Annotated in this window: 18 protein-coding genes and 1 pseudogene; 5 read left to right on the top strand and 14 right to left on the bottom strand. The window is 59.6% G+C overall.

Going from position 1 to position 24,435, the window contains the following annotated elements; all coding sequences use genetic code 11:
• Positions 1-77: 77 nt before the first annotated feature.
• The 4 genes from ACV4UY_RS10000 (at position 78) to fmt (ending at position 5,215) form a co-directional block, all read left to right on the top strand.
• Positions 78-2,486 carry a methyl-accepting chemotaxis protein gene (locus ACV4UY_RS10000; RefSeq protein WP_491607453.1) on the top strand — a complete coding sequence of 803 codons (2,409 nt, stop codon included), beginning with the start codon at positions 78-80 and terminating at the stop codon, positions 2,484-2,486.
• 390 nt (positions 2,487-2,876) lie between these two features.
• Positions 2,877-3,668, top strand: coding sequence for a prepilin peptidase (locus ACV4UY_RS09995; protein ID WP_491607452.1), 792 nt, complete (start codon positions 2,877-2,879; stop codon positions 3,666-3,668).
• 91 nt (positions 3,669-3,759) lie between these two features.
• Positions 3,760-4,275, top strand: a complete 516-nt coding sequence (gene def, locus ACV4UY_RS09990) for a peptide deformylase (protein WP_491607451.1) — start codon at positions 3,760-3,762, stop codon at positions 4,273-4,275.
• Between the two features lie 7 nt (positions 4,276-4,282).
• Entirely contained in the window at positions 4,283-5,215 is a 933-nt protein-coding gene (fmt, locus tag ACV4UY_RS09985; RefSeq protein ID WP_491607450.1) for a methionyl-tRNA formyltransferase, read from the top strand.
• Positions 5,216-5,299: 84 nt separating this feature from the next.
• On the opposite strand, the gene ACV4UY_RS09980 is transcribed toward fmt, so the two are convergent.
• The 10 genes and pseudogenes from ACV4UY_RS09980 to dsrO all read right to left on the bottom strand — a co-directional run.
• A complete protein-coding gene (locus ACV4UY_RS09980; protein ID WP_491607449.1) occupies positions 5,300-6,292 on the bottom strand; it encodes an Rpn family recombination-promoting nuclease/putative transposase in 993 nt (330 codons plus the stop codon).
• 303 nt (positions 6,293-6,595) lie between these two features.
• Complete coding sequence (locus ACV4UY_RS09975; RefSeq protein ID WP_491607448.1) at positions 6,596-7,945, bottom strand: hypothetical protein; 1,350 nt, start codon at positions 7,943-7,945, stop codon at positions 6,596-6,598.
• A 616-nt stretch (positions 7,946-8,561) separates the two neighbouring features.
• On the bottom strand, positions 8,562-9,941 hold the full coding sequence (gene argH, locus ACV4UY_RS09970) for an argininosuccinate lyase (RefSeq protein WP_491607447.1): 1,380 nt from the start codon (positions 9,939-9,941) through the stop codon (positions 8,562-8,564).
• On the bottom strand, positions 9,938-11,158 hold the full coding sequence (locus tag ACV4UY_RS09965) for an argininosuccinate synthase (RefSeq protein ID WP_420906193.1): 1,221 nt from the start codon (positions 11,156-11,158) through the stop codon (positions 9,938-9,940). Before ACV4UY_RS09965 ends, argH begins: the two co-directional genes overlap by 4 nt.
• A 416-nt stretch (positions 11,159-11,574) precedes the next feature.
• A complete protein-coding gene (locus ACV4UY_RS09960; protein ID WP_491607446.1) occupies positions 11,575-12,015 on the bottom strand; it encodes a c-type cytochrome in 441 nt (146 codons plus the stop codon).
• Between the two features lie 81 nt (positions 12,016-12,096).
• Entirely contained in the window at positions 12,097-13,701 is a 1,605-nt protein-coding gene (locus ACV4UY_RS09955) for a cytochrome D1 domain-containing protein (protein ID WP_491607445.1), read from the bottom strand.
• 430 nt (positions 13,702-14,131) lie between these two features.
• Positions 14,132-14,779 (bottom strand): NapC/NirT family cytochrome c, encoded by a 648-nt coding sequence (locus tag ACV4UY_RS09950; protein WP_491607444.1) that lies wholly within the window; start codon positions 14,777-14,779, stop codon positions 14,132-14,134.
• A gap of 41 nt (positions 14,780-14,820) precedes the next feature.
• On the bottom strand, positions 14,821-17,187 hold the full coding sequence (locus ACV4UY_RS09945; protein ID WP_491607443.1) for a molybdopterin-containing oxidoreductase family protein: 2,367 nt from the start codon (positions 17,185-17,187) through the stop codon (positions 14,821-14,823).
• Positions 17,188-17,207: 20 nt separating this feature from the next.
• A complete protein-coding gene (gene nrfD, locus ACV4UY_RS09940) occupies positions 17,208-18,116 on the bottom strand; it encodes an NrfD/PsrC family molybdoenzyme membrane anchor subunit (protein WP_420905078.1) in 909 nt (302 codons plus the stop codon).
• Positions 18,117-18,340: 224 nt separating this feature from the next.
• Positions 18,341-18,997: pseudogene (gene dsrO / locus ACV4UY_RS09935) on the bottom strand (sulfate reduction electron transfer complex DsrMKJOP subunit DsrO); the annotation flags it as partial.
• Between the two features lie 422 nt (positions 18,998-19,419).
• Here dsrO and ACV4UY_RS09930 point away from each other — a divergent pair.
• The gene (locus ACV4UY_RS09930; RefSeq protein ID WP_491607442.1) at positions 19,420-19,677 is read left to right on the top strand and encodes a hypothetical protein; all 258 of its coding nucleotides are present in this window, start codon (positions 19,420-19,422) and stop codon (positions 19,675-19,677) included.
• 58 nt (positions 19,678-19,735) lie between these two features.
• On the opposite strand, the gene ACV4UY_RS09925 is transcribed toward ACV4UY_RS09930, so the two are convergent.
• The 4 genes from ACV4UY_RS09925 to ACV4UY_RS09910 form a co-directional block, all read right to left on the bottom strand.
• Positions 19,736-21,085, bottom strand: coding sequence for a hypothetical protein (locus tag ACV4UY_RS09925; protein ID WP_491607441.1), 1,350 nt, complete (start codon positions 21,083-21,085; stop codon positions 19,736-19,738).
• Between the two features lie 2 nt (positions 21,086-21,087).
• On the bottom strand, positions 21,088-22,674 hold the full coding sequence (locus ACV4UY_RS09920) for a B12-binding domain-containing radical SAM protein (RefSeq protein WP_491607440.1): 1,587 nt from the start codon (positions 22,672-22,674) through the stop codon (positions 21,088-21,090).
• 12 nt (positions 22,675-22,686) lie between these two features.
• The gene (locus tag ACV4UY_RS09915; protein ID WP_491607439.1) at positions 22,687-23,490 is read right to left on the bottom strand and encodes a class I SAM-dependent methyltransferase; all 804 of its coding nucleotides are present in this window, start codon (positions 23,488-23,490) and stop codon (positions 22,687-22,689) included.
• 413 nt (positions 23,491-23,903) lie between these two features.
• Positions 23,904-24,413: a hypothetical protein gene (locus tag ACV4UY_RS09910; RefSeq protein ID WP_491607438.1), complete on the bottom strand. Its 510-nt coding sequence runs from the start codon at positions 24,411-24,413 to the stop codon at positions 23,904-23,906.
• Positions 24,414-24,435: the final 22 nt, after the last annotated feature.

The following is a 24,435-nucleotide window of genomic DNA, read 5'->3' as shown; positions in this document are numbered from 1 at the left end:
TCCGCGTTCTCGAGTCATACCCGCCACGGATTGGCGGCAAACGACGACCTGTCCATCTTATTTACCAGGAAAACCCCATGACGTCAAAAATCAACCTCCACGCCTGGGATCAAAAAATCGGCATCAAGGCCTCGCTCAAAATCCTGGGAGTGCTGTTGATGCTCCTGGCCGTCCTGGCCGTCGGCAATCTCTACTTCGCCACGCAACTCAAAAGCGAAGACGCGGCCACCATCAATCTGGCCGGACGACAGCGCATGCTGGTCCAGAAAGCCACCAAGGAGTTCTTCATCTATCTGGTCACCGGCGACCACATGGTCAAAAAACTGGCCGAGGATAGCCTGTCGGTCTTCGACCTCACCTTGAAGGCCCTCATGACCGGTGGCAACGCTCCGGCCACTCTCAACCGCGAAAAAACCACCTTCGAGGCCATGTCGCTCCCCTCCTCCGAGGTGCTCGCCGAGCTGCAACCGGTGGCGGAAAAATGGGAGTCGTTCCAACGCAACGTCCGGTCCGGTCTGGCCGGCTCCGGCGACCTGGAGCAGATCAAGAAAAACGTCATCGAAGAGAATGGCGTCCTGCTCACCGCCATGGACAAGGCCGTGCAACGCATGGCCGCCCAGTCGCGCCAAACCAATGACAACGTGGTGGCCGCGGTGCGTACCCTGGTCGGCATCAATCTCGCGCTCGTGCTGACGGGACTCCTCTTCCTCGGCTGGCGCAACTGGTCCCTCACCCACCAGATCAACGACTTCTCCGGACGACTCGAAGAGTACGCCCAGGGCAACCTGGAGATCCACTTCGTCGAGGGGTATGTCGAAGAACTGGAGTTCATCGGACAGAAATTCAACCTGGTCACGGAACAAATCACCCACTCCCTGCGTCAGCAACGACTCCAGGGCGAAAGCGTCATCGCGGTGGTCAACGAACTGATCCCGCTGCGGGCACTTTTGGCCGAGGATTCCCAGGGCACGGTGAACCTCTCCAAACAGGTGTTGCAGCTCAACGACGATCTGGACAGCGAAACCCAGAAACTGAAACTCAGGATCGACGAGGTGAAGGAGAACATCAACTCCGTCAACTTCGTGGCCCATGAACTTTCCAACAACGTCTCCTCCATCGCCGCCGCCTCCGAGGAGGCGAGCGTCAACGTCACCACCATGGCCTCCGCCGCCGAGGAGATGACCGCCAACATCGAGAACGTCAACTCCAGCCTCGCCCTGGTCAATCAGGCGGTGAGCACGGTGTCGGCCTCCATGACCCAGATGACCACCTCCCTGGGCGCGGTGCGCGAACGGTGCCAGCTGGCCGATCAACGCTCGGAAAAGGCCAATCTCAACGCCCGCTCCAGTCTGGCGGTGATGGACAAGCTGGCCGTGGCCGCCGGCGAGATCGGCAAGGTGGTGGGCATGATCAAGACCATCGCCGATCAGACCAACATGCTGGCCCTGAACGCCTCCATCGAGGCTGCCGGCGCCGGCGAGGCAGGCAAGGGTTTCGCCGTGGTCGCCAACGAGGTCAAGGAGCTGGCCCGTCAGACCGGTGACGCCACCCGCATGATTCATGAAAAAACCCGCGAGATCCAGCAGAAAACCCGCGAGGCCGCCAGCGTCACCCGCGATGTCACCACGCTGATCCAACAGATCACCGAAACCAACATGGAGATCACCCGTTCGGTGGATGATCAGGCGCGGGCGGTGGGCAACATCGCCCAATCGATGCGCAACGTCACCCAGGCCGCCGACGAGGTGACCCGAAACGCCTCCGAGCTGGCCATGGCCTCCCAGGAAGTGGCCCGCGCCGCAGTGGAGGCCGCCGCCGGCACCGCCGAAATCGCCCGCGCCGCCTCCAACGTGGCCATGGGCGCGGCCAATGTCGCCCAGGAGAGCACCACCGCCCAGGAACGCACCGCCGCCTTGCAGATGGGCTCCGAGGAGATCTACATCGCCTCGGTCAACGTGCAAAAGCAGATCCTCCAGGCCCTCGACCTGCAAGAGTACCTGAGCGGTTCGATCCATCACGCCGGCATGCTCACCACCGTGGTCCAGGAGATCAGCGACGCCCTCAAGAAATGGGAGGAGGGTTTCTCCTACAGCTCGCCGGCCTTCGACGTACAGGCGGTGAAGAATGCCCATCTGAAGTGGCTCGGCAAGCTCGAACACGTCATTCGGGGACGCGCCCGTCTCAAGCCCGAGGAGGTAGCCAGCGGCCACGAATGCGCCTTCGGCAAGTGGTACGACAGCGAGGGGACCGCCAAGTTCGGGGCGATTCCGTTGTTCGTGGAGCTGGGCAAGGTACACATGAAGGTGCATGAGACCGCCCGAACCGTGGTCGGCATGGTGGCCAAACAACAAAAAGAGGCGGCCATCGCCGAAATGGAGACCTTCCAGACCCTGCGTTCGCAGATGTTCGTGATGCTCGATCAGCTCTTCATGTCCAAGGATGCCAACGCGGTCATGAAGGCTCTCAAGGAGAGGGGCGTCGTATAATCGGGAGGAACCGACTTTCGCCCCCAACCCTGGGAATGAATCGTTGCGGGACCGGGGGCGAAAGGTCCCCGACGAAAAAAAACGTCGCGGGACCGGGGACCGAAGGTCCCCGGCGGAGGTTCGGAGGCAAAACCTCCGGGGTTGTGTCTTGTCCTTTGATTTCGTCGTTGTCTTTGTGTTCTTTTAGCGCGCTCTTCAAAAAAGCGATTTCTCGCAAAGAACGCGAAGAATCGCTCATTCGTAACAGCGCGCAAAAGGCAAAAGAAGAGTCCCAAGGGCTTCGCCCTTGGATCCCACCAGGGGCCAATGGCCCCTGGACCCCACCAATCATGGGGGGTCTTGAACCGTGACCACAATCCAAGGGTGACCACCTCGAGGAACCGCATCGTCATGTCCTGGCATCTGCTCGCTATCTTTGCATTCGCTGGCCTGATTTTCGGCAGCTTTCTCAATGTGCTCATCCACCGGATCCCGCTCGAGGAGAACATCGTCTTCCCGCGTTCGCGCTGCCCCCACTGTCGGCAGATGATCGCCTGGCATGACAACATCCCGGTGTTGAGCTGGTTGATCCTGCTCGCACGCTGTCGACACTGCCGGGCGCGAATCTCCATCCAATACCCACTGGTCGAGCTGACCGCCGCCATCCTGACCGCCACCACCCTGCACCGCTTCGGCCTCACCCCCACCGGCATCGCCTTGACCGTCCTGGGGTACGCCCTGATCACCCTGACCGTCATCGATCTGTACCACTACATCCTGCCGGATGTGATCACCCTGCCCGGCATCGCCGTCGGCATCGTTCTTTCATTCACGTCCTGGTTCGTCCCACCCCTGGCCAGCTGGCAAGAGAGCCTGATCGGCATGGCCGTAGGCGGGGGCGGATTGTGGCTGTTCGGATGGATCTTTTACAAGATCACCGGCAAGGAGGGCATGGGACTGGGGGATGTCAAGCTGGTCGCCCTGTTCGGCGCCTGGCTCGGCTGGCAGGCGCTGCCGTTGATCATCTTCGGTTCCGCAATGATCGGCAGCGTGGTCGGCATCACCTGGATCCTCGTCTGGGGACGGGATCGCTCCCTGCCGATTCCGTTTGGTCCCTATCTGGCTCTGGCGGCCTGGGGATATCTCCACTTTGGACCCGCGATCTACGCCTGGTATCTGGGACGGATGGTGATGCTATTCTGATCGCACGCTTGTGTGTTGACATGGAAAATCGGAGTCGGATACCGTTGAGTTTTTGTCACCCTTTATTGAGAGCTTATCCAAGGAATCAACCATGGCCCGCATGACCATTCTCACCGCCCCGGACAGCCGCCTGAAACGCAAGGCCCTGCCGGTGCCGGCGGTCACCGACGCGGTATGTCGCCTCATGGAAGACATGGCCGAAACCATGTATCACGCCCAGGGAATCGGCCTGGCCGCCCCCCAGGTCGGGGTTTCGCAACGGGTGATCGTGGTGGATGTGCAGTATTGCCAAAAAGAGGGAAAACGCAATCCGATCTTTCTGGCCAATCCGGAGATCATCCGCAAGGAGGGGGCGATCCAATGGAATGAAGGGTGCCTGTCGGTGCCTGAACACACCGCCGAAGTGACCCGCGCTGCGCAAATCCAGGTCAGAGGGCTCGATCAACACAACCGGGAGGTGATCATCGACGCCGACGAGGTGATGGCGGTCTGCTTCCAGCATGAGATCGACCACCTGGATGGGGTGCTGTTCATCGATCACCTGTCGAGCTTGAAACGCTCCATCATTCTGCAAAAACTCAAAAAAAAGAAACAGAACGCGGAGTGATCCAGCCGTGACCCCCTGGCGCATCGTCTACATGGGCACCCCGGATTTCGCCGTGCCCGCCTTGAAGGCCCTCCTTGACGGCCCGGATCCGGTGGTGGGGGTGTTCACCCAGCCGGACCGACCCACCGGACGCGGCATGCGCATGCGAGCCTCACCGGTCAAGGAGGTGGCGCTCGCGCATGGTCTCGCCCTTTTTCAGCCCGAACGTCTCAAGAATTCGGAAACCCTGGCCGATCTGATCGCCCTGACGCCGGATCTGATCGTGGTGGCCGCCTATGGTCAGATCCTGCCCGAGGCGGTCCTCGCCCTCCCCCCCCAGGGCTGCATCAACGTACATGCCTCGCTGCTCCCCAGATGGCGCGGCGCGGCACCGATCCATCGGGCGCTCCTGGCCGGGGATAGCGAATCGGGGGTGGCCATCATGCGCATGGAAAAAGGGTTGGATACCGGTCCGATCCTGTCCATGGAGTCCATCCCCCTGCCGGACGGCATGACCGGTGGCGCGTTGCACGATGCCTTGGCCGAACTCGGCGCGCGTCTGCTCCTGCAAACCATCGCCAGGCTCAAGACTGACGATATCCAGGCACGGCCTCAGCCAGATGAAGGGGTGACGTATGCCGCCAAACTGACCAACGCCGATGAGCCGATCGATTTTACCGCTTCGGCAGAGATGGCCCGGCGCCGGATTCTGACGCTCAACCCCTGGCCCGGCGCCGTGGCCAAGCTCGACGGCCAAGCGGTCAAGTTGCTGGCGTGTCGCCTCGGAATGGGAAATGGCACCCCTGGAACAACCCTCGCACTCCACGCGGATGGCCCGGAGATCGCTTGCGGGGAGGGCTCGATCGTGATCACCGAGCTGCAACCCGCCGGCAAACGACGCATGTCAGCCGGCGACTGGCTGCGCGGTCGGGGAATGCGGTTGGAAGGGGTGTGGGAATAGCAGAGAAAGGGATAAGATCGATCACCGCAACCACCCAACACGTCACGTTCCACACCAATCAACCCTTGCAGAAATCACCCCCCCTCACATCCGGGTGGCAAAAATCTCCTCCAGGGATTGGGCATCCAGAATCCGCAGGCTCCACGCCTCCAAGGCACTGGAATCGGCCTGGGAAATTTTCTCTTGGACCCACGCCGGAACGACACCAAAGCGACGTTGCAACAGGCGCATCAGAATGGCAGCCTCGCCTTCCTGACGACCTTGCTGCAGGCCTTGCTGCAGGCCTTGCTGCAGGCCTTTCCGCAGGCCTTTCGCTTCCCACTCCTGGGTCCACTCCCGCACGGTTTCGGCTAGCATGGTTTCCACCTCCTGTAAATCCCTCATTTCTGGGACCGTTTGGCCGGGCACGCGTTTGGGAATCAGTACCCGGCCCAGCATCACCGTGAAGGCCCGGCGCAGACTCGACTGCTCGGGGGCCTTCAGCCAATCGATCAGACACACCAGAGCGCTCCGGATCTCCTTCACGCTGCGACTCTTCTCCAGACGGAACAGCGCGGCCACCAGATTGCGCATCGATTCGAGTTGTGCGTCGTCATGGCGCACCTCGTCAATGAGCAGATAGCGCATGCTCGGTCGATAGCGCTCCAATTCCCCTGGGATCGGGGCGATCAACGCCGCGACATCCTGCGCCGCGTTCCATTCGGGCTTCCCGTTGTAGAGTACCACGGGTAACACCGGCGGGAGTGGTTCGCCACTCTTCACCTGACCGGACTTGATCAGGTCTTGATACAGCAGCATCGTGTAGGCGGTCATCCGCACCGCCATCCATCCGTCCACCGTGGACTGGAACTCCAACAGCAGATAGACGTACAGCCAGTTGTCGCCCCAGAGGACCCGCCAGATCACATCATCCGAACGATCCTTGAGATCATCGGTCACATAACTGCCGTTGACCTTTTCGAGGCTGGAGAAATCGAGTTGCGCCACCCACGCCTCGTGGACAAATCCCAGCAGCAGATCCCGCACCATCTCCGCATGGCTGAAAAGATGCTTGTAGCCTGAATCGTGCTCGGTCACGCGACTCCCCCGGATGGCTGTGTCCTTTCGCGGTTTGATTATGATGCAAAATCGCGCCGCTTGAAATGGTCTTGCGTGGATCAGGCGTACACCATTGACGTCAGCCAGATCGATGTCGTGATGATGGACACACGGATCAACCAATCCGCAAAGCCGGCGAAGAAGCGGCTGTCACACCAGGCCTGTCATGCAACGCCATGAGATTGTCACCCAGATCATGGGATCGCTCATCAACGCCAAAAAGGGAGGCGGATTGCTCCGCCTCCCTTTTTGAAAAGATCCAGCTTTGTGTGACGATGGAGATTAGAAGTCCATGCGCACGGAGGCTTGGATGTAATGCATCACATCGGCATTCAGCACGGCAGCGGGACGGGTGGACAGTTTCGGGTCAACCCAGGTGCCGGACAGGTCGAAGGTGGTGGCTTCCTGAATCTTGGTGGAGAAGCCCACGGTACCGCCCCAGGCGCTGGTGTAGTTGGCCTGAATGGTACGGTTGGTGAGATCATAATCCTCAACCACGTGAGCATAGTCCAGGCTCGGCTTGATGGTCCAGGCGCCGGCATTGATCGCCAGACCCGCACCGATACCCCACATGTTGGTCTCGTTCGAGAAGAAGCCAGCCGTGTTGCCGCCAGCGGTCGCCGAGTTGTTGCCGGCGAGGCCGGTCAGAGCGCGCTGCATCAGATCTTGGGAGCCAGGGCCCGAGCTATCCCAGGTCGGGGACCACTTGGCTTCGTTGTTCTGCACGAGCGGGGAGGTGAAGTCGGTGGAGCCATAGAAGGCATAACCGTTCCAACCACCGAAGCCGGCAGCACCTTTGGCACGCAGGGCCAGGAAGGTACCGCTGTCCTCAAGCTGTTTGGTACCAACACCGGTCGCCGGAACATCGGCACCGGTCTCATAGATGGCGGTACCAACCAGATCGATACCCTGGAACTTGGTGGACAGGGTCAAGGCGATCCAACCATCGGTGATGTCGGTCAGGGTGGTGGCCTTGTTCTGACCCTTCAGATAGGCACCGGTCAGCTGATAATCGAAGGCATCGATCTTGCCCAGGGCGGACAACACGAACAGATCGGTATCCTTGTGATTCTGGTCAGCCGGCATGGCGGCCTGAGCGGCGACGGCGGCGGCATAGCCCTCGTCCACCTTGACATCGGCGGCCACGACCGTGACGCCACCGAAATTCTTGGCCAACAGGATGGTACCATAGGAGGTGACATCGTTATCGACCAGCAGGCCATCGTTCAGGGCGATCGGCATGTTACCGACCTTCAGGCCCACACCCCAGGCTTCGGTTTCCAACCACAGCTGACGGACCTGCCAGTCGGCGGCACCCAGGGCACCGGTGCCGGCGGCGGCGGCGCCACCGAAGATCTGATCCGAACCCTCGACAACCTTGCCATCCAGGACGCGGGTCACCATGTGGGCATGGGACTTGTCGCTGGCTTTCATGTCCACATTGAGTTGCAGACGCTGGGCCCAGAAGTTGGCATTCTCGTCACCGGCGACATCGGTCGGGGTGTTGTCCGTGGAGACCATGCGGAACAGGTAGTAACCGCCGAGTTTGACCTCACCCGCATCAGCGGCCTGAGGAGCGGCGAGGGCGACGGCGGCCAGGGCGGCAGCACCCAAAAGGATGGATTTTTTCATGTTCTTTTTCTCCAAAGTTCGTTGCCAGTTATGCCCCGGCCAAACCGGGATCTTTGTGTTTCGTCTCTTTTGCAACACCCTGTTGCGAAAGTGTCACAGTGTTGATGTGATGGCTTATATCGGATCTCCCCATCACCTGTCAAGCGAAAAATCGAATCTGTTTCCTTTTTGTTACACTTTATTTGGTTACCGTGTCTCAAGCCCTCGATTAGTCTGACTCTTGACCCGTTTCATCCGCGGTTGCCATCCTATAAAGCAATTGGTGGGCCATTTTTTTAAAAGCCCGGAATTGTCTCATTTCGCGCCATTTTCCCCATGTTTCGGGTGTGTCCATCCTGCCATGGGGATTCGGGTTACACTGTCATGATTTTGCCACAGTGGGTCCCATGCCGTCTCAATTTCGTCTATGGCTGCCATTTAAACCGCGTCTATTTTGAGATGCGTCGTCTCCCGCAAGGCCACCGTGCAAAAGACGAGCTTCGTTTCCAAACCTGCATGATGGGGGGAGATCCCCCTCACCCCCCAACCGTGGACCTCCCTGACGGGAGTTCCACGGTAAAGGTGAAGGGATTTTCCCCCCCATCATGCACGTTTACCGGGGAGCTTCGCCCCCCCATCACACCACCTGACTCCGCGCAGCCTCGATGGCAGCCCGCACCGTGGCAAATGCCGTCCCACCCACCACCTTCCGGGCGTTGATCGAAGCGGTCACCGTCAACACCTCCACCACGTCCGCGCCAATCCGTGGATCCGCCGACTGCATCTCGGCCAACGACAACTGCTCCAACGTCCGTCCCGACTCCACGCACAACCGTACCAACCTCCCGGATACCTCGTGCGCCTTGCGGAACGGAATCCCCTGCCGTACCAGATAATCCGCCAGATCCGTGGCCGTGGTGAAACCAACCTTGGCCGCGGCGGCCATCGCCTTCTGATGAACGCGAATCTCGGCCAACATGCCGGCAAACACCTTCAAACATCCCCGCACCGTCTCGATGATGTCGAAAATCGCCTCCTTGTCCTCCTGCATGTCGCGGTTGTAGGCCAACGGCAACCCCTTCATCATGGTCAACAACCCCATCAGATGACCGGTCACCCGCCCACTCTTGCCACGCACCAGCTCCGGAGCGTCCGGATTTTTCTTTTGCGGCATGATGCTCGATCCGGTGGCAAAGGCGTCGGACAACTCCACGAAACCGAATGCCGGCGAAGACCAGAGAATCAACTCCTCGGAGAAACGGGAAAGATGCATCATCACCAACGAACAGGCCGCTGCGGTCTCGATCACGAAATCCCGATCCGATACCGCGTCCAGCGAGTTGCGACAGATCCCCTCGAAACCCAACTCCTTGGCCACCCACGCGCGATCGATCGGAAAGGGGGTGCCGGCCAGGGCGGCGGAACCGAGCGGCAGTTGATTGATGCGTTTGCGCGCCTCGCCGAACCGCTGCCGATCGCGATCGAACATCTCGAAATAGGCCATGAGATGATGGCCGAAACTGACCGGCTGGGCGTTTTGCAGATGGGTGAAGCCCGGCATGACCGTCTCCACATGGGTTTCGGCCAGGGTGAGCAGGATGCGTTGCAGACTGCGCAACGCCTCGCGAATCGCATCGACCTCCTCGCGCAGCCACAAACGCAGATCCGTGGCCACCTGATCGTTGCGCGAACGGGCGGTATGCAGCTTGCCGGCCACCGGACCGATCAGTTCGCGCAGACGATCCTCCACATGCATGTGGATGTCTTCCTGGTCGTCCCGGAACGGCAGACGTCCCTCCTCGATCTCCACCTTGACCCGCGCCAAACCTTCGACGATCAGGTCCGCCTCGGATTCGGCGATGATCCCCTGACGGGCCAGCATGCGGCAGTGGGTCATCGATCCCTGGATGTCCTGGCGGAACAGCCGCGAGTCATAGTGGATCGAGGCCGAAAAGCTCTCCATGAAGGCATCGGTGGGCTGGGAGAAGCGCCCACCCCACGGTTTGCTCTTGCTCATGGCTTTCCTTGGCGCACCAGGGCGGCGATGCGCATCCGCAGGGCGTTGAGTTTGATGAAGCCGCTGGCATCGGCCTGATCGTAGGCGCCATGGTCATCCTCGAAGGTGGCCACCACCGGATCGAACAGCGACTGCTCGGACTTGCGACCCGTGACGATCACATTCCCCTTGTAGAGTTTCAGCCGCACCACGCCGGTGACGTAGGTCTGGGAGGCATCGACCAGGGATTGGAGCATCAACCGCTCCGGCGAGAACCAATAACCGTTGTAGACCAGCGAGGCGTAACGCGGGCCCAGTTCGTCCTTGAGGTGGGCCGCTTCGCGATCCAGCGTCAACGACTCCATGGCGCGATGCGCGACGCCCAGGATGGTGCCGCCCGGGGTTTCGTAGACGCCACGGGATTTCATGCCCACGTAACGGTTCTCCACCAGATCGACCCGTCCGATGCCGTTGGCCCCACCCAGGGCGTTCAGACGCGCCAGCAGATTGGCCGGCGACAGCCGCTCGCCGTCGATGGCCACCGGATCGCCCTTTTCGAAGCTGATTTCGACATAGGTCGGTTTATCCGGCGCACGTTCCGGGGAGACTGATAAAACGAACATCTCCTCTTCGGGTTCCTTCCAGGGATCTTCCAGCACCTTGCCTTCGAAGGAGAGGTGCAGCAGGTTGCGATCCATGGAGTAAGGGACATCACCGCGTTTGTCGCGCGCCACCGGAATGCCGTTGGCATCGGCATAGGCCAGGAGTTTCTCGCGCGAGGTCAGATCCCACTCCCGCCATGGCGCGATCACCTGGATTCCGGGACGCAGGGCGTAATAGGCCAGCTCGAAGCGCACCTGGTCGTTCCCCTTGCCGGTGGCCCCATGCGAGACGGCTTCGGCCCCGCACTGGGTGGCGATCTCGATCTGGCGTTTGGCGATCAGGGGACGGGCGATCGAGGTGCCGAGGTGGTACACCCCTTCGTAAAGGGCGTTGGCGCGATACATCGGAAACACGAAATCGCGCACGAACTCCTCTTTCAGGTCGTCGATGTAGATTTCGCGAACGCCGAGGTTCATGGCCTTCTGGCGGGCCGGTTCCAGCTCCTCGCCCTGGCCGAGATCGGCGCAGAAGGCGACCACTTCGCACTGGTAGTGCTCCTGGAGCCATTTGAGGATGATGGAGGTATCCAGACCTCCGGAGTAAGCCAGGACCACTTTTTGGACGGGTTTGGACATGAGGTTCCTCTTTGGTGATACGTAACGATACGAATTTGTAACGATTCAGGATCCCACGGTCATCGGGGTCCAGGGGCCATTGGCCCCTGATGCGATCCGAGGGCAAAGCCCTTGGGACGCCATCTTTTGCCTTTTGCGCGTTGTTACGAAGCAACGATTTTTCGCGCCGGTCCCATGGTTTAAACCGCACCCATCACGGGATGCATCGTTCCATGATCAAGGGTCCAGGGGGATAATCCCCCTGGTGGGATCCAAGGGCAAAGCCCTTGGGACGTTGCTTTTGACTTGAGCGCGCTCTTCTCAAAGAAGCCTTTTTCGCGCCCCTCCCGGACGAGAGTTCCTCGGTAAAAAAAAACGGTCGCAATGGGATCCACTGCGACCGTTTGATCCAACGGCCCTTCCGGCCACCCATCCCACTATTTGGTGAACGCGGAACGCATGTAGGCGATGACCTTCCACAGATCATCCTCGGAGTAGTTCTGCTCCGAACCCGGTCCGAACCCCTTCATTTCGGTGTTCGGGCTGCCGTTCATGGTGATCCACAGCAGTTGCCCATCCTTGCGGCCAGCCATATAACCGGGCGCGGAAAGGTTGGTCGGCTTGATGGTCAACTCACCCGCCGCCGAACCCTGTCCGTCACCGGTTTCGCCGTGACACTTCTGGCACTTCTTGGTGTAGATCTTGCCGCCCTCTTTCAGCGTGGCCTCGTCGGCTTCATCCGCCTTGATCGGGCTGGTCTTGCTCAGGAAATCCGCGGGAGCGGTCGGGATCTGCCGATCCGCAGCCACCGCCTGTCCGCCAACCACCGCCATCAGACCGAAGGCGGCCACCGTGACCAACAAATCCTGCATCTTCATCGTTTCGTCTCCTGTTTTCCTTGTTGCAAGTCCGGGCCGGAGAGACTCCGGCCCGGTAAGACGATCAACCGCTCAGAGGGATCAATAGATGTCCATCTGGGTGTTGTAGACGTTGAACTTGCCGGTCGGGGTGTTCAAACCGGTGATGCGAGCCTTTTCCTTGAGGGTCTTGTCGTCCAGGATGACGATTTCGCCCTCCTTGTCCCACAGCGACACCCACACTTCACCGCCATCCTTGTCATACTCCATGTGCACCACCTTCTTGGCGAAGGTGATCTCACGCGGAGCCTCGGTCGGCTTGTCGATGTTGAAGACCGTCAGCACGTTGGACTTGTTGGGATTGATGGTGTTGTCGCAATAAACGTTCTTGCTCTTCGGATGGGTCTTGACGAAGAGCGAGTTGCCACCGAGCTTCCACTCGCGCACCACGGTCCAGGCCTTGGGATTCTTCGGATCGGTGCTGATCATCGAAACCAGACCCTCGCCCAGGTGGACGGTGGCCCAGACCGGTCCGAACTCCGGATCGACCCAGTTGGCGCCACGGCCCGGATGGGGCTTGGTACCGGTCTTGATGTTCTTGACCAGCTTGCGCTCCACGGTGTCGATGACCGAAATGGTGTCACGCGCATTGGCCGCCACCAGGAAGTAACGCTTGGAGGCATCCCAACCACCGTCGTGCAGGAACCGCTCGGCGTTGATCTTGGTCTCGGTCACGGTGCCGACGTCCAGCTTGCTGTAGTCCACCAGCAGCACGACGCCGGTCTCCTTGAGGTTCAACACCCACTCCGGGGCGTGGTGCGAGGCGACGATCGAGGCCACGCGCGGCTCCGGATGATACTCGTTGGTGTCGTAGGTGTAACCGCGGGTGCCGACGATCTTCAACGGTTCCAGGGTATCGCCCTTGAGAATCACATAGTGGGGCGGCCAGTAGTCGCCGACCACCGCATACTTGTCCTCGAAGCCCTTGTACTTGGAGGTGTCGATGGAGCGGGCATCCAGACCGGTGCGCACTTCGGCGACCAGATTCGGCGGATCGGCCCACAGATCCATCATGGTGGCCTTGCCGTCGCGACCGATGGCGAACATGTAGCGTCCGCTCATCGAGGTGCGCAGGATGTGGGTGGCGAAGCCGGACGGGATGGTCACGAGAACCTTCTTGGTGTCGCCGTCGATGATGGCGATCTGCCCCTTGTCACGCTCGACCACGCCGAAATAATTCTGCCAGTTCTTGCCCTTCGGCGGCTCCTTGGGACGCTTGTCAACCGGGACGTGGACCTTCCAGGTGTTCTTCATCTCCTTCATGCCCCACTCCGGCGGCAGAGGAGCCTCGATTTGCACATACTTGGCCATCAGGGCGGTCTCGTCCTTGGTCATGAAGCCGCTCTTGCCCCATCCGGGCATGCCGCCATCCGTGCCGTTGAAGAGAATCTTGTCCAGGGCATCCAGGGTTTTCAGACGGGTCTTGGCCGGGGTAATGTCCGGACCCGTGGCACCCTTGCGCAGCGCGCCGTGGCAACCGGAACAACGGTCGAAGTAGATCTGTTGACCTTTTTGGAACTCCTCCTTCGTCAACGTGGGTTCCGGTTGCAGGGCGGGGGCCGCCGGGGCATTCGCCATGGCCACGCCAGCCATGCCCACGGCCATGACAGCTCCGGCGAGCACGGACAACAAGTTCTTCTTCTTCATATTCAAACTCCTTGAGACAAAATGGGGTGGAAAAGATGCCTTGAATTTGTCGTTAAATCAGCTAAGTCAGAAGGCTATCAACTTTAAATGGATGTTGACAGGATGGTTCGCACACATTCTTGACCAAAATCAAATTGCATGCGGATTTTTTTCTACAACACAATCATGGAGAAAATCACGAGAAAAGCAAACCTTCATCAAAACTTAATAAAAAAGGCTTCAGGCGTCCAGATGCACCTCCAGATCTTCCAGACACCTCAAGCCTTTTTATCAACAATACGTCCGGGTGGAACGTTTATTCTCCTGTCACAAACTTGCATGATGGGGGGGAGAACCCCCTCACCCCCCCAACCGTGGACCTCCCTTACTGGAGTTCCACGGTAAAAGATTCATGACACGATCATGATGGATGATTTTCTCGGTTGACTGGTCAGTCAATCTCCCATTTCACGGCCTTGTGGACGATATTGTGATGGCACTCCACGCAGGTCTTGTCGTTGGTGGCCTTGTGGGGCTCGAGCTTCTTGAACCAGTTGCCATCCGGCTTATGACAGTTCTTGCACTTGATGGAGTTCTCCTCGACCATCTCCTTGCGCACCCGCTTGGCCAGCTCCACGCGCAGCTTCTCCCACTCCGGGATGTCGCGCAGACCGCTGGAGATTTCGTGGAACGGACTCTCTCCATAGCCGCCCTTGTTGAGATAGAAGAACTTCCAGTTCATGAACTGAAAGACCGAGTGGGGATTGTGACACCCCATGCAGCCCGGTTTGACCCCCTTCTCGTTGTCGAAATGCGGAGAGGCACGATACTCCTCGTAGGGGTAGGCATGACACTCGGCGCATCCGACCGTGACGTTGAACAGTCCCGGACTCAGACTCTTGGAGGGGTTGAAATCCTCCTTGGAGTTGCTCAACCGTCCCACCGGCTTGTACTCGTCGTAGTTGACGAAGATCTCGTGACAGGAGGTACACAGGCTGATGCGGTTGAAGCGATGGGCGCTCCAGCCCAGCCCGACCAGGATGACCAGCAACATGCCGCCAGCCACGATGGCGACCAACTTGTTCTTGAATAAGTTCACCCCAACCTCTCCTCGCGCGTCGGTATCCAGAGGGAATCAGGCTAACCGGCCCGATGACCCGTCATCTGCTTGAAAATGGCCAGATGCCTGGCATTGTCCACATGGACCGTGCCGTAGACATCTCCAGGGTCCGCGGGAGTCACGGTGACCACGGTATCGTTCCAGGCCTGCTCGCCGTGCCGCGCCGAAACCGCCAGGGGCAAGATCTCGTTGGGACTCACCCCCCGATCCCGCCACCAGATATTGTCGTCGATATCCTCGTCCACCAGCTCCTTCCGGGCATGATCCGGCACCTTGCCGAATGGATCCGCCTTGGCCACCCGGCCATAACTGGTGCGACCCACGGACGTGGAGATCCCCACCACCTTGGGATGCACGCCGTTGGTGACAAAGGCCTTGGTCACCAGATAGCCGACCTCGGAGGTGACGCGCACCAGATCCCCATCCGCGATCTCCAACTCCCGCGCCTGGGCCTTGTTGATCCACAAGGGGTTGGCATGATGGATCTCGGCGAGATACTTCAGGTTCGTGGTCATCGACCGGGCGTGATAGGCAACCTTGTAGGTGGCCAACACGAACTGTCCCTTCTCCAGCCTGGCATGCCGCGGATTGAGCTTGAGATCCGGGACCACCACCTCGATCTTCCCGGACGGGGTGGCAAAACCCGTCTTGTGGAAGGTGTGGTAGGCCACGGGCAACGCCTCGCCATCCTTGACGATTTTGCGGTCCGCCGGATCGATCTTGCCGTGGTCGGGCCAGAACCCTTTGTTCTGCAACTTTTTGTAATTACCCTCCAGACCCGGCGTGGCGGCGCTCGCCTGTTCGACCCATTGCCTGGCGCTGGTGAAGGCCCACAAAGGCTTCATCCCCTTCTGACCGTCCGCGTCGATGAGCTCGACGATCTTCTTGAAGGTCTCGCGCACGTCACGGGCACCCCCCACCGGCTTGACCGACGGCTGACTGATGCTCACCCATGGCCACAAGGCGGTCGGCGCGCTCACCAGATCGTGCCGTTCGACCCCCACCACATCCGGCAGGATCAGATCGGCCCACTCGGCGGTTTCGCTCATGAACGGCGAAAAATCGACCACCAGCGGCACCAGGGATTCGTTCTTGAGCGCCTCGCGCCAGATGCTCGCCGCCGGAGCCGAATAGACCGGGTTGCTCAAATGGTTGAAAAGCACCTTGACCACCCGGCTCTTGTCGAGGATCTCGAACGGCAGGGTGTGGTTCAAACGGAGCTTCTCCCCACCCTCGACCGGCTTGGGCGCGGGTTGCGGCACGCCAACCTGAAATTGTCGCGGCAGACAGAGACCACCCTCGTTGTCGATGTTGCCGGTGATCACCGCCAGCAGCGTGCAGGCCTGCTCGACATCGATGCCGTTGTCGCGCCGGCTGACACCGTTCATGGTGACCACGGCGCCCGGTTTGTTCTTGGCGAACTCGACCGCGAGGCGTTTGATGCTCTTCTCCGGCACGCCGCTGATCTCGGCGGCCTTCTGGGTCGTGTAGGGGGCCAGGGCGACGAGCAGCTCTTCCGGGGTGGTGGTGGTCCAGTTCCGGATGAAGTCGCCATCCGCCAGCCCCTTCTCCAGGATGTGACGACACATGGCCAGGGCCACGAAACCGTCCGTACCCGGAAAGACCGGGATCCACTCATGGCTGCGCCCCGCCGTGTTGGACATGCGCACGTCGAAGGTGACCAGCTTGAGCCGGTTGTTGACCAGGCCGTCGGTAAGCCGCTGGGCCAGGGGAAGCGCGGTTTCCAGGATGTTGCAGCCGAAATTGAGCACGTAGCGGGCATGCTCGAGATCCGGCAACAGGTAGGAGGTCCCCATCATGCGCCGCAACCCCTCCTGCCTGGCCGCGCCGCCCAGACCCGGCGCACAACTGCGGAAGAGCGAAGCCGAGCCCACGGTAGCCAGGAAACGGGCCGCCGCGCCATCGCGAGAGCCCCCCTCGTTGACCACGATGGTATCCGGTTGGGAGAGGGCCTCGGCCACCTTGCCCGCCACCTCGGCGATCGCCTCGTCCCAGCCGATCTCGCGCCAGTTGCCCGAACCGCGCGGTCCGACGCGCTTCAACGGCATGGTGATGCGATCCGGATCATAGGCGCTCAAAAATGAAGCCAACCCCTTGGCACAGAACTTCCCGCGGGTGGCCACATGATCCGGATTGCCTTCGGCCTTCTGGATGTGACCGTTCTCGGCATAGGTGAAGCCGCCGTCGCAGTAAGGACAGAGGGTGCAGGCGTAATGGCTGCGCACGCGGGGATGAAAGGTGCGCAACTGATGATAGCTCTTGCCACCCAGTTCCAACTCCATGGCATTCGCCGGTGCGGGCAGCGCGGCGGAAGCGAGGAGCGTGCCACTGGCGACAAGAAACTCGCGTCTACGGATTTCAGGCATGCGATCCATTCCTCGATCCATCAATAGAACGACTGGAGATACTGACCACCCATCACCCACCACACCCGCATGCCATACACACCGACGATGACCAGCACGGAAGCCACGAAAGCGCCTAACTTTGTATGTTTCAGCGGGGAGACAAGAATGACCAATGGAATAACAAGTCCAATCACCAGCTCAAGCCAGAGATAGGGAAATCTGAAAACTTGCATCAACACGACCGTGTGGCCCATCACCTCGTTCTGGTTTCCATAGGTGGTCTGCATGAAGTCAAGAAACAGCAAAAAGATGTCGAAAACGATTCCATACATCATGAATTGCGCCATCTCGTGGACCAAGGCCCAGTCGTAGCGGTTCTCGGCGCGCACCAACCCGTTGCGGATGAAGACGATGACGTTCATCAGCCCGATGCCGGAGATGAAGGCACCGGTCAGGAACAGCAACGGCGCCAGCGCGGTATGGTTGAGGAAACGACCCGGATTCAGCTCCATCACCACGCCGGTGTACCAGTGGGTGGAGAGGGCCAGCACGATGGCCACGATGCCGAAAATCCGCGCGAAGGTCTGGTCGTGCTTGAGCACGAAGTAGCTGTAGACCATCATCGACATCGGATACAGACAGATCAGCAGCGTGCCCCAAGCCATGGGACCGGTGCTGTGCCAGTAGCCGGGAATCAGCAGATAGATGAAACGGATCGGTTTGCCCAGGTCCCAGGTCAACAGGAAGGGAACCAGCAGCAGCATGATGATGGCCGTGACCGAGGCGGTCATGGTCAGCGGTTTGTAGCGCTTGATGCCGAACACCCAACCGAAGCTCGAGATCACGAACGATCCGGCACTGGCCCCCACCAGCCAGAAATAGACCGAAATGGTCGTGCCCCACGCGACGTGGTGAAAGGCATTGAAGGTGACGATGCTCTCTTCCATGCGCGGATCCTTTAGTCGAAGAGAAAGATCTTGAAGGCGTTCAAGGTCTCTTTGGCCTTATGGGGGATCGTCTTGAGATAGCCGATCCAGTTCTTGCCGACCTCGGTCATCAAGGGTTCGCCCTCGATGATGTCGGCGAAGGCGTCGCCCTTGTGATTGCGCTTGAAGTCGTTGAACTCTTCCACGACCTGGCGGGTCCGGTTGGTGTAGCTGTGGGGTTCGTCCATGATCTCCCAGTCGGCGCCGATGTAGTAGACGGTGGGACTGGTGCCCAGTTCGGGCTTGAGCACGGTGACGGTTTCGGTGGCGATCAGACGCGAAACCTCGCTCTGCGGATCGTTCATGTCGCCGAAGAGGCGCGCCCCGCCCACGCAGGCCTGCACGCAGGAGGGAACCAACCCCTTTTTCACGCGGTGGATGCAGAAGGTGCATTTATCCACCACCATGCGCGGCAGGTTGCCATCGGTCCGTTTTTCCGGCAGCAGGTGACGCGCGTTGTAGGGGCAGGCGACCATGCAGGTGCGACAGCCGATGCAACGGTTGTAGCGTTGCAGGACAAAGCCGTCCTCATGCTTGTAGGTAGCCTGGGTCGGACAGTTGCGCACGCAGACCGGGTAGTCGCAGTGGTTGCACAGGCGCGGCATGAAAATGCGCTTGGTGGTGGGATAACTCCCCTTGTCCACCACCTTCACCCAGGTGCGCCAGACCCCCAGAGGCAGGCCGTATTCGGCCTTGCAGGCGATCGAACAGGACATGCAGCCGATGCATTTGCGCAGGTCGATGACCATGGCATAGCGTTTCTTGCCCTTGACGCCCTTGGTGCCCGGAGTCTGAAGTCCGTAGGAACGTGGCTGATTTTGTTGACTTTCTTGGTTTCCCATGTGGGAATCTTTCCCGATTGAGGTTTGGAGTCCACATCCTGGTGGATTCCCGAATCCCGGGCATCCACGTTAGCCTTGCGTGTGTTCGGAGTCTCCATTCCCGGCACTCCGTTCGACTTCATCCAGGTGGTCAGCGTGGACTGTAGCGATGTCGTCCACATAATGACTTGACCTTGATCAAGTTTGACGATCTTTTTTCACCTGGATAAAGAAATTTTGGTAAATTGACCTTGATCAATTTTTTTGGCCGCGGATTTGGACTAGAAGAAACCGATTGAATAATCGTAAGATACCGCACTCAAGCGCGCGGACATGGGGAACGGATACCCGAACCGGCATGCGGGTCGGCGGGCCTCTGGAACGACGCGGCAACGCCTACCCACACAACCAGCCTTCAACATGAAACAACACGGACGAAAAACATGGAATTGATCTACTTCACGGTCATCGGCGGGGCGCTCTATCTGATCTCGGAGCGCATCTTGAGTCGCATCGAACAGGCGCGCGGGGAGTTGCTGCCCTATCGGTCGGTGATCTTCTTCGCGATCATCTTCTCCCTCTCCATGGGCACCTTCTCGGCGATCCGTTTTCTGACCGACGCGCCCGAAGAACCCGGAATGGAGAAAAGCCGGCCACTCCAGCCGGAAGCCCCCCAACCCACCCCGCCCAAATCGCCCTGAGCGACTCAGGCCGGGAGGCTCGAACGATACGCCGCGCCGACGGATCGGAAGCGTTGATTCAAGCGTGGGAAAAAGGTTTGGCCCGGCCCCGTCTCGAAAACAGTCCCAGGAAATCCTGATACCGTCCCCGCCATCCGGCCAGGGAAACCCACTCGGATCGTTGCGCGGCGATCTGTTCGTATTCCGACCGAACCAGATCGACAACGCGCCGGGAGGTGAAACCGTCGTTGTGCAGCCAGAATTCGTCGATGTAGCGTTGCAGCTGTTCGGGATCGACGCGATAGGTGGCGGGATCCTTCAACAGCGCGGACAGCTCCTCCCGCCGGGCAAACCACCCGATCCAGGAGGCAAACCAGGGGTTGGGATGGGTTGACAGGTTCTGATCCCAGTGGCTCGACGGACCGCGCGGCAGGGAGCAACACTGGTCACTGGCATGGAATCCAGGCAAGGGAGGGGGCGGAATCCGATCGGAATCCACATAGATGAACGGTTTTCCAAAATAGGCCGTATCCATCGCCGAATGGCTGTTGATGCCCAAACCGACATCCAGATGGCGGAACATGGCCTGCGTATGGGTGTTGACAAGGATCTTGATCCAAGGAAATTGATCCCAATACTCGTATTCTTCCTCAACCTTGCTCCAGTAGGATGCGTAGCTGGAGGGATGGAGTTTCACCAGCAGATTGCAACCGCTGTCACGAACCTTCTCGCAGATGGCGATTTGCAGATCCCGCAGTCGCTGACAGTAATCATCCACTTGCGCGTCGCTCCAGTCGGAGAACCAGAGTCGGGCCTTTTTCCGGAACCCCAGAATCGCCTTGGGAAACAGCACGGCCACGGGTCGGTCGGGATCAAGGCCGTAAAAGCGACAAAATCGTTCCCGACTGTCCATGCCATCCTGGGAAACAAGATCTTCCGGGTCTTCGTAAAGCACGGATCCGGTCACGACCATTTTATTGGGGGTCAGAAAAAATCTCGTCATGCGCAGCGGTTCTTGCGTAAACATTCTCAGGACGATACCGCTTTTCACCAGAGAGAGATCATGACCGCTGAAAAAGTGGTCGAAACCGACGGATGCATTGAAATCCACCGAAACCTTGCCGTATCGACGCGCCATCTCCGCCAGTTGCAGCTGTTTTTTCCAGGAACTGAACACCACGACCTGACAACCGCGCAGGGCGCACAAGAAATCCTGTTGATCTCGCAGCGGAATAGCCCCTTCGCGCACGAAAACCGGATCGGCCAGATCCTCCGGACGGAATCCGGCCTCATGGAACGATCGCATGGGAAGGGCCAGGACCACCCGAATCCCCAGGGCTTCGAATCGTCGTTTGACGCCCAACTCGATGTACGGATTTTCTGCCCGGTAACGTCCGGCAATCAACAGGATACGTTTAAGTTTCGACATGATCATCTTCGGAAGGGCTTGAGGATCTCCTGGCGCAGGAACCAAAACACATAGCGATGTGTCACGGCGCGCGCCAAACCGGGCAGGAACGACCGCAGCCATCGCTGGAAACGCGGATGTTGATTGCACTGTTGGTTCAGGGCGGTGAATACCGCGGGACGGGTGAAGAACGCCACGAACCGCTCGGACGCCTGACCTTTCCAGATCGTTTCGTAGAGAATGGGAACAAAGGTTTGATTCTCATCCATCTCACCCACCCATTGATTGTAACATGCCGGATCATCCGGGCGTATATAGCCATCCCGGACCGCCATTTGGAACAGTTCCGTGTTCGGAAAGAACGAGAGCTTGAACAGGACGATCTTGAACGGGTGCTGTATGCGTGACATCCCGCGTATCGACGCGAGTATGTCTTCCAGAGTCTCGTAGGGATTCGAGTAGATCACATCGAAGGTCGGCGGCAAAACGCCATGCCGTCTGGATATCTCCACCAGAACATTGGCCGCCTCGATCACGCTCTCCGGTTTGGTTCTGCGTTTGTAGACATCAAACAGGATTCGCCGGCTCAGACTCTCCACGCCAACCCCGATATGCATGCAGCCGGCCTCCACCAGATCCTCGATCGCCTCACGGTGAATGTTCAGGGGAAAACCAAGAATTCGGAACGGTTTCTTCACGCGTCGCTTGTATTCGGCGGCAAATCGTTTCAGCCACGTTTGAGAATGGGACAAGAACGTATCGTCACTGATGCTGATCACGTCGATCTTGTCGCCGAAACGGTTCATGACCTCCACGAGTTCATCGACGATATTCTCCGGTGAGCGGGTCCGGAAGGGGTATTGCTCTCCGCCCTGCGTGCCCATGGAGCAATAGGTGCAGACGAACGGACATCCGCGCGTGCTGACGGTCTTGTAGGGAACCAGGGTCACCCCACCTTCGAGGGATGGATACCTTTTCTGATACTGGCCGTAATTGTCCGGTGTGACCGGGATGGCGCGCGGTTCCCCGCCCGTATGCGCAAAAAGGAGATAGTGCTCCTGGAACGAATAGTCCGGAAACGGATAGGCATCCAGATTATCCTGGCCGGACCGATGCGGATTATGCCGCACCACCCCTTGGTCCCAATAGACCAATCCCTGAATGGAGGTGTACGTCTGATCGCTGGCAAGACGCTCCAGAAGTTCCAACAACAACGCTTCCCCATCCCCGATGCAGGCAAAATCCGTATAAGGCATGCACAGATCCACCGCCATGGTCGCATGCACGCCACCCCAGATCACCGGTATCCCGGCATGCGCCCTCAGATAGGCGGATATCTCGGCCAACGGACTGAAAAACAGACTCAAAACATGAAATCCGATCAGATCGCAATCGGAGACCATCGCCAGAATCCGCTCCTTGACCGGAAGCGGACAGAGTTCCGGTCCGGGGTCGGGATTGCCTGAAAGGCTCGCCTTTTCCGCCAGGGAGGTGACCAGATCGGGAATGAAGATCAGGCGGGTTTCATGACCGTGGGCGCGCAGATGGCTGGAGAGGAGACGGCACCCCACGGCACCAAGCTCCAACGGAACGATGAATACGATTTTCATGGGTGAACCCTTCTACAAGTCATCATCACGGGTCGGGTTTGCAAGGGGATTGTCCGCGACCAGAATCAGTCCGGTCGTGAAGGTGGCAAAGGTCGGGGAACGGGCGGTGACGATCGGATCCATGCGCATCAACCAGCGTTGCAGCGGGGTGAAGATCAGGGCCACCAGCCACCAACGCCACCCTTTGGCATGCTTGACCAGCAGATGGCGGACGATGTTGTTCAACACGGCCAGTATGCCGCCCTGGGTACGCAGGGTCTCGATGCGCCATCCCGCCAGGGTGACGATCCGCACAAGCCCTGGAGCCGTGAAGCGCCACAGATCGGTGGGGGTGTCCCAACGATGCAAGAACGGGGTGGCGAGAATCAATCGACCACCGGGACGCAGGATGCGACGCATCTCACGCAGCGCCCCGACCGGATCGGAGACGTATTCCAACATCTCCAGGCAGATCACCGTGTCGAACGCCCCGGCCCCGAATGGCAGACAGCCGACATCCGCGCACAGATGCGGTCGGGTGATGCTGGAGATGTCCGCCAGAACCCAGGCCGATACCGACTCCACCGGCGGCACGAAATCGCCCCGTCGCCGGATGCGACCGGCTCCGATCTCCAACACCCGCCCGGTCATGAGCGGTTTCAGGGTTTCCAGTTCCTGATCCAGGAGTTCCCGGCGTAGCGAACGGCGCAGCCAAGGTTGAAACCACGGCTCGACCCCGTGCCGGATCGAACGACTCATCCTGTCGCGCATGCGCCATAACATGGATCGGCCACCTTCTGAATTGAGAATCCCGGAGCCGACCGAGGCCGTGGTCACGACCGGCTCCGGACATGACGGGATCCGGTCCGACCGACTGAAACCGTCCATGGGGTTTGCGAGGCTGTTTGGCTCTTGCCGAACAGCCGACGCGGGCCATGGAGGGCCCGCCAAATTGCGAAGCCATTTGGATCAAGCACGGTTTAAAAAATTCGAACCGTGCGCGTTGGGTCATTCCATCATCAGCCAACGCCCTCTGAGCTATTCTGAAACAGAGTCGCCCGGACATTCAACACTTAGTTTGTGGGGTGGGAACGATTTTTGGCAAGGGCGGGCGTTCCGGTCGCCGCCGCCGGGGCGGGCCGATCGGAGCAGGTCGGGGGGCATGCGGACGGGAGAACCCTCTTGACCGCGCGCGATCAAGAGGGTTCTGGATCCAAACCGGGTTCTGGATCCAACCCGGAAGAGCGGCGTCAGTTGATCACGAACCGGTCCACGCTCTCGTCGAACTCGATGCGGATCCCCTGCCCCGGACGCCAGTCACGCCGGGTCTCCTCGACGAAATCAAAGCCGTTGTCCGTGCGCGCACTGTCGCGCATGCGCACCGTCAGCTTATGTTCGCCGGCGGGCAGACTGAACTTGGCATACACGAAGGTGGCCATGTCTTGACTGACACCGGGCGGAGTGAAGGTGCGCGTGGCCAGAAACTTGTCGTCGAGCAACAACTCGATGTAGATCGGCGCGCGCTTGCGCGGACAGTTCTTGGGTTTGCGCATATTGGGCGGGAGTTTCTGCAACTCCTCGGGGGTGATCTCCTGGCAGGGCTCCTCGCGCTGGGAGGTGTGCTTGAAGGCCAGCTTCACCTCGGCCTGGCCCGGCTTGAGATACTCGTAAGCCGGCGAGGTGGAGAGCACGAAAATCACGCCGAAAAAACAGGCATAGGCGATGAACTGCACCATGAAAGCCGAAAAGGTCTTGGGCATGTCGGGACGCTCCGCAGTGAAT

The sequence above is a fragment of the Candidatus Magnetaquiglobus sp. genome, from assembly GCF_058402785.1.
This window is presented reverse-complemented; position numbering and strand designations above follow the sequence as displayed.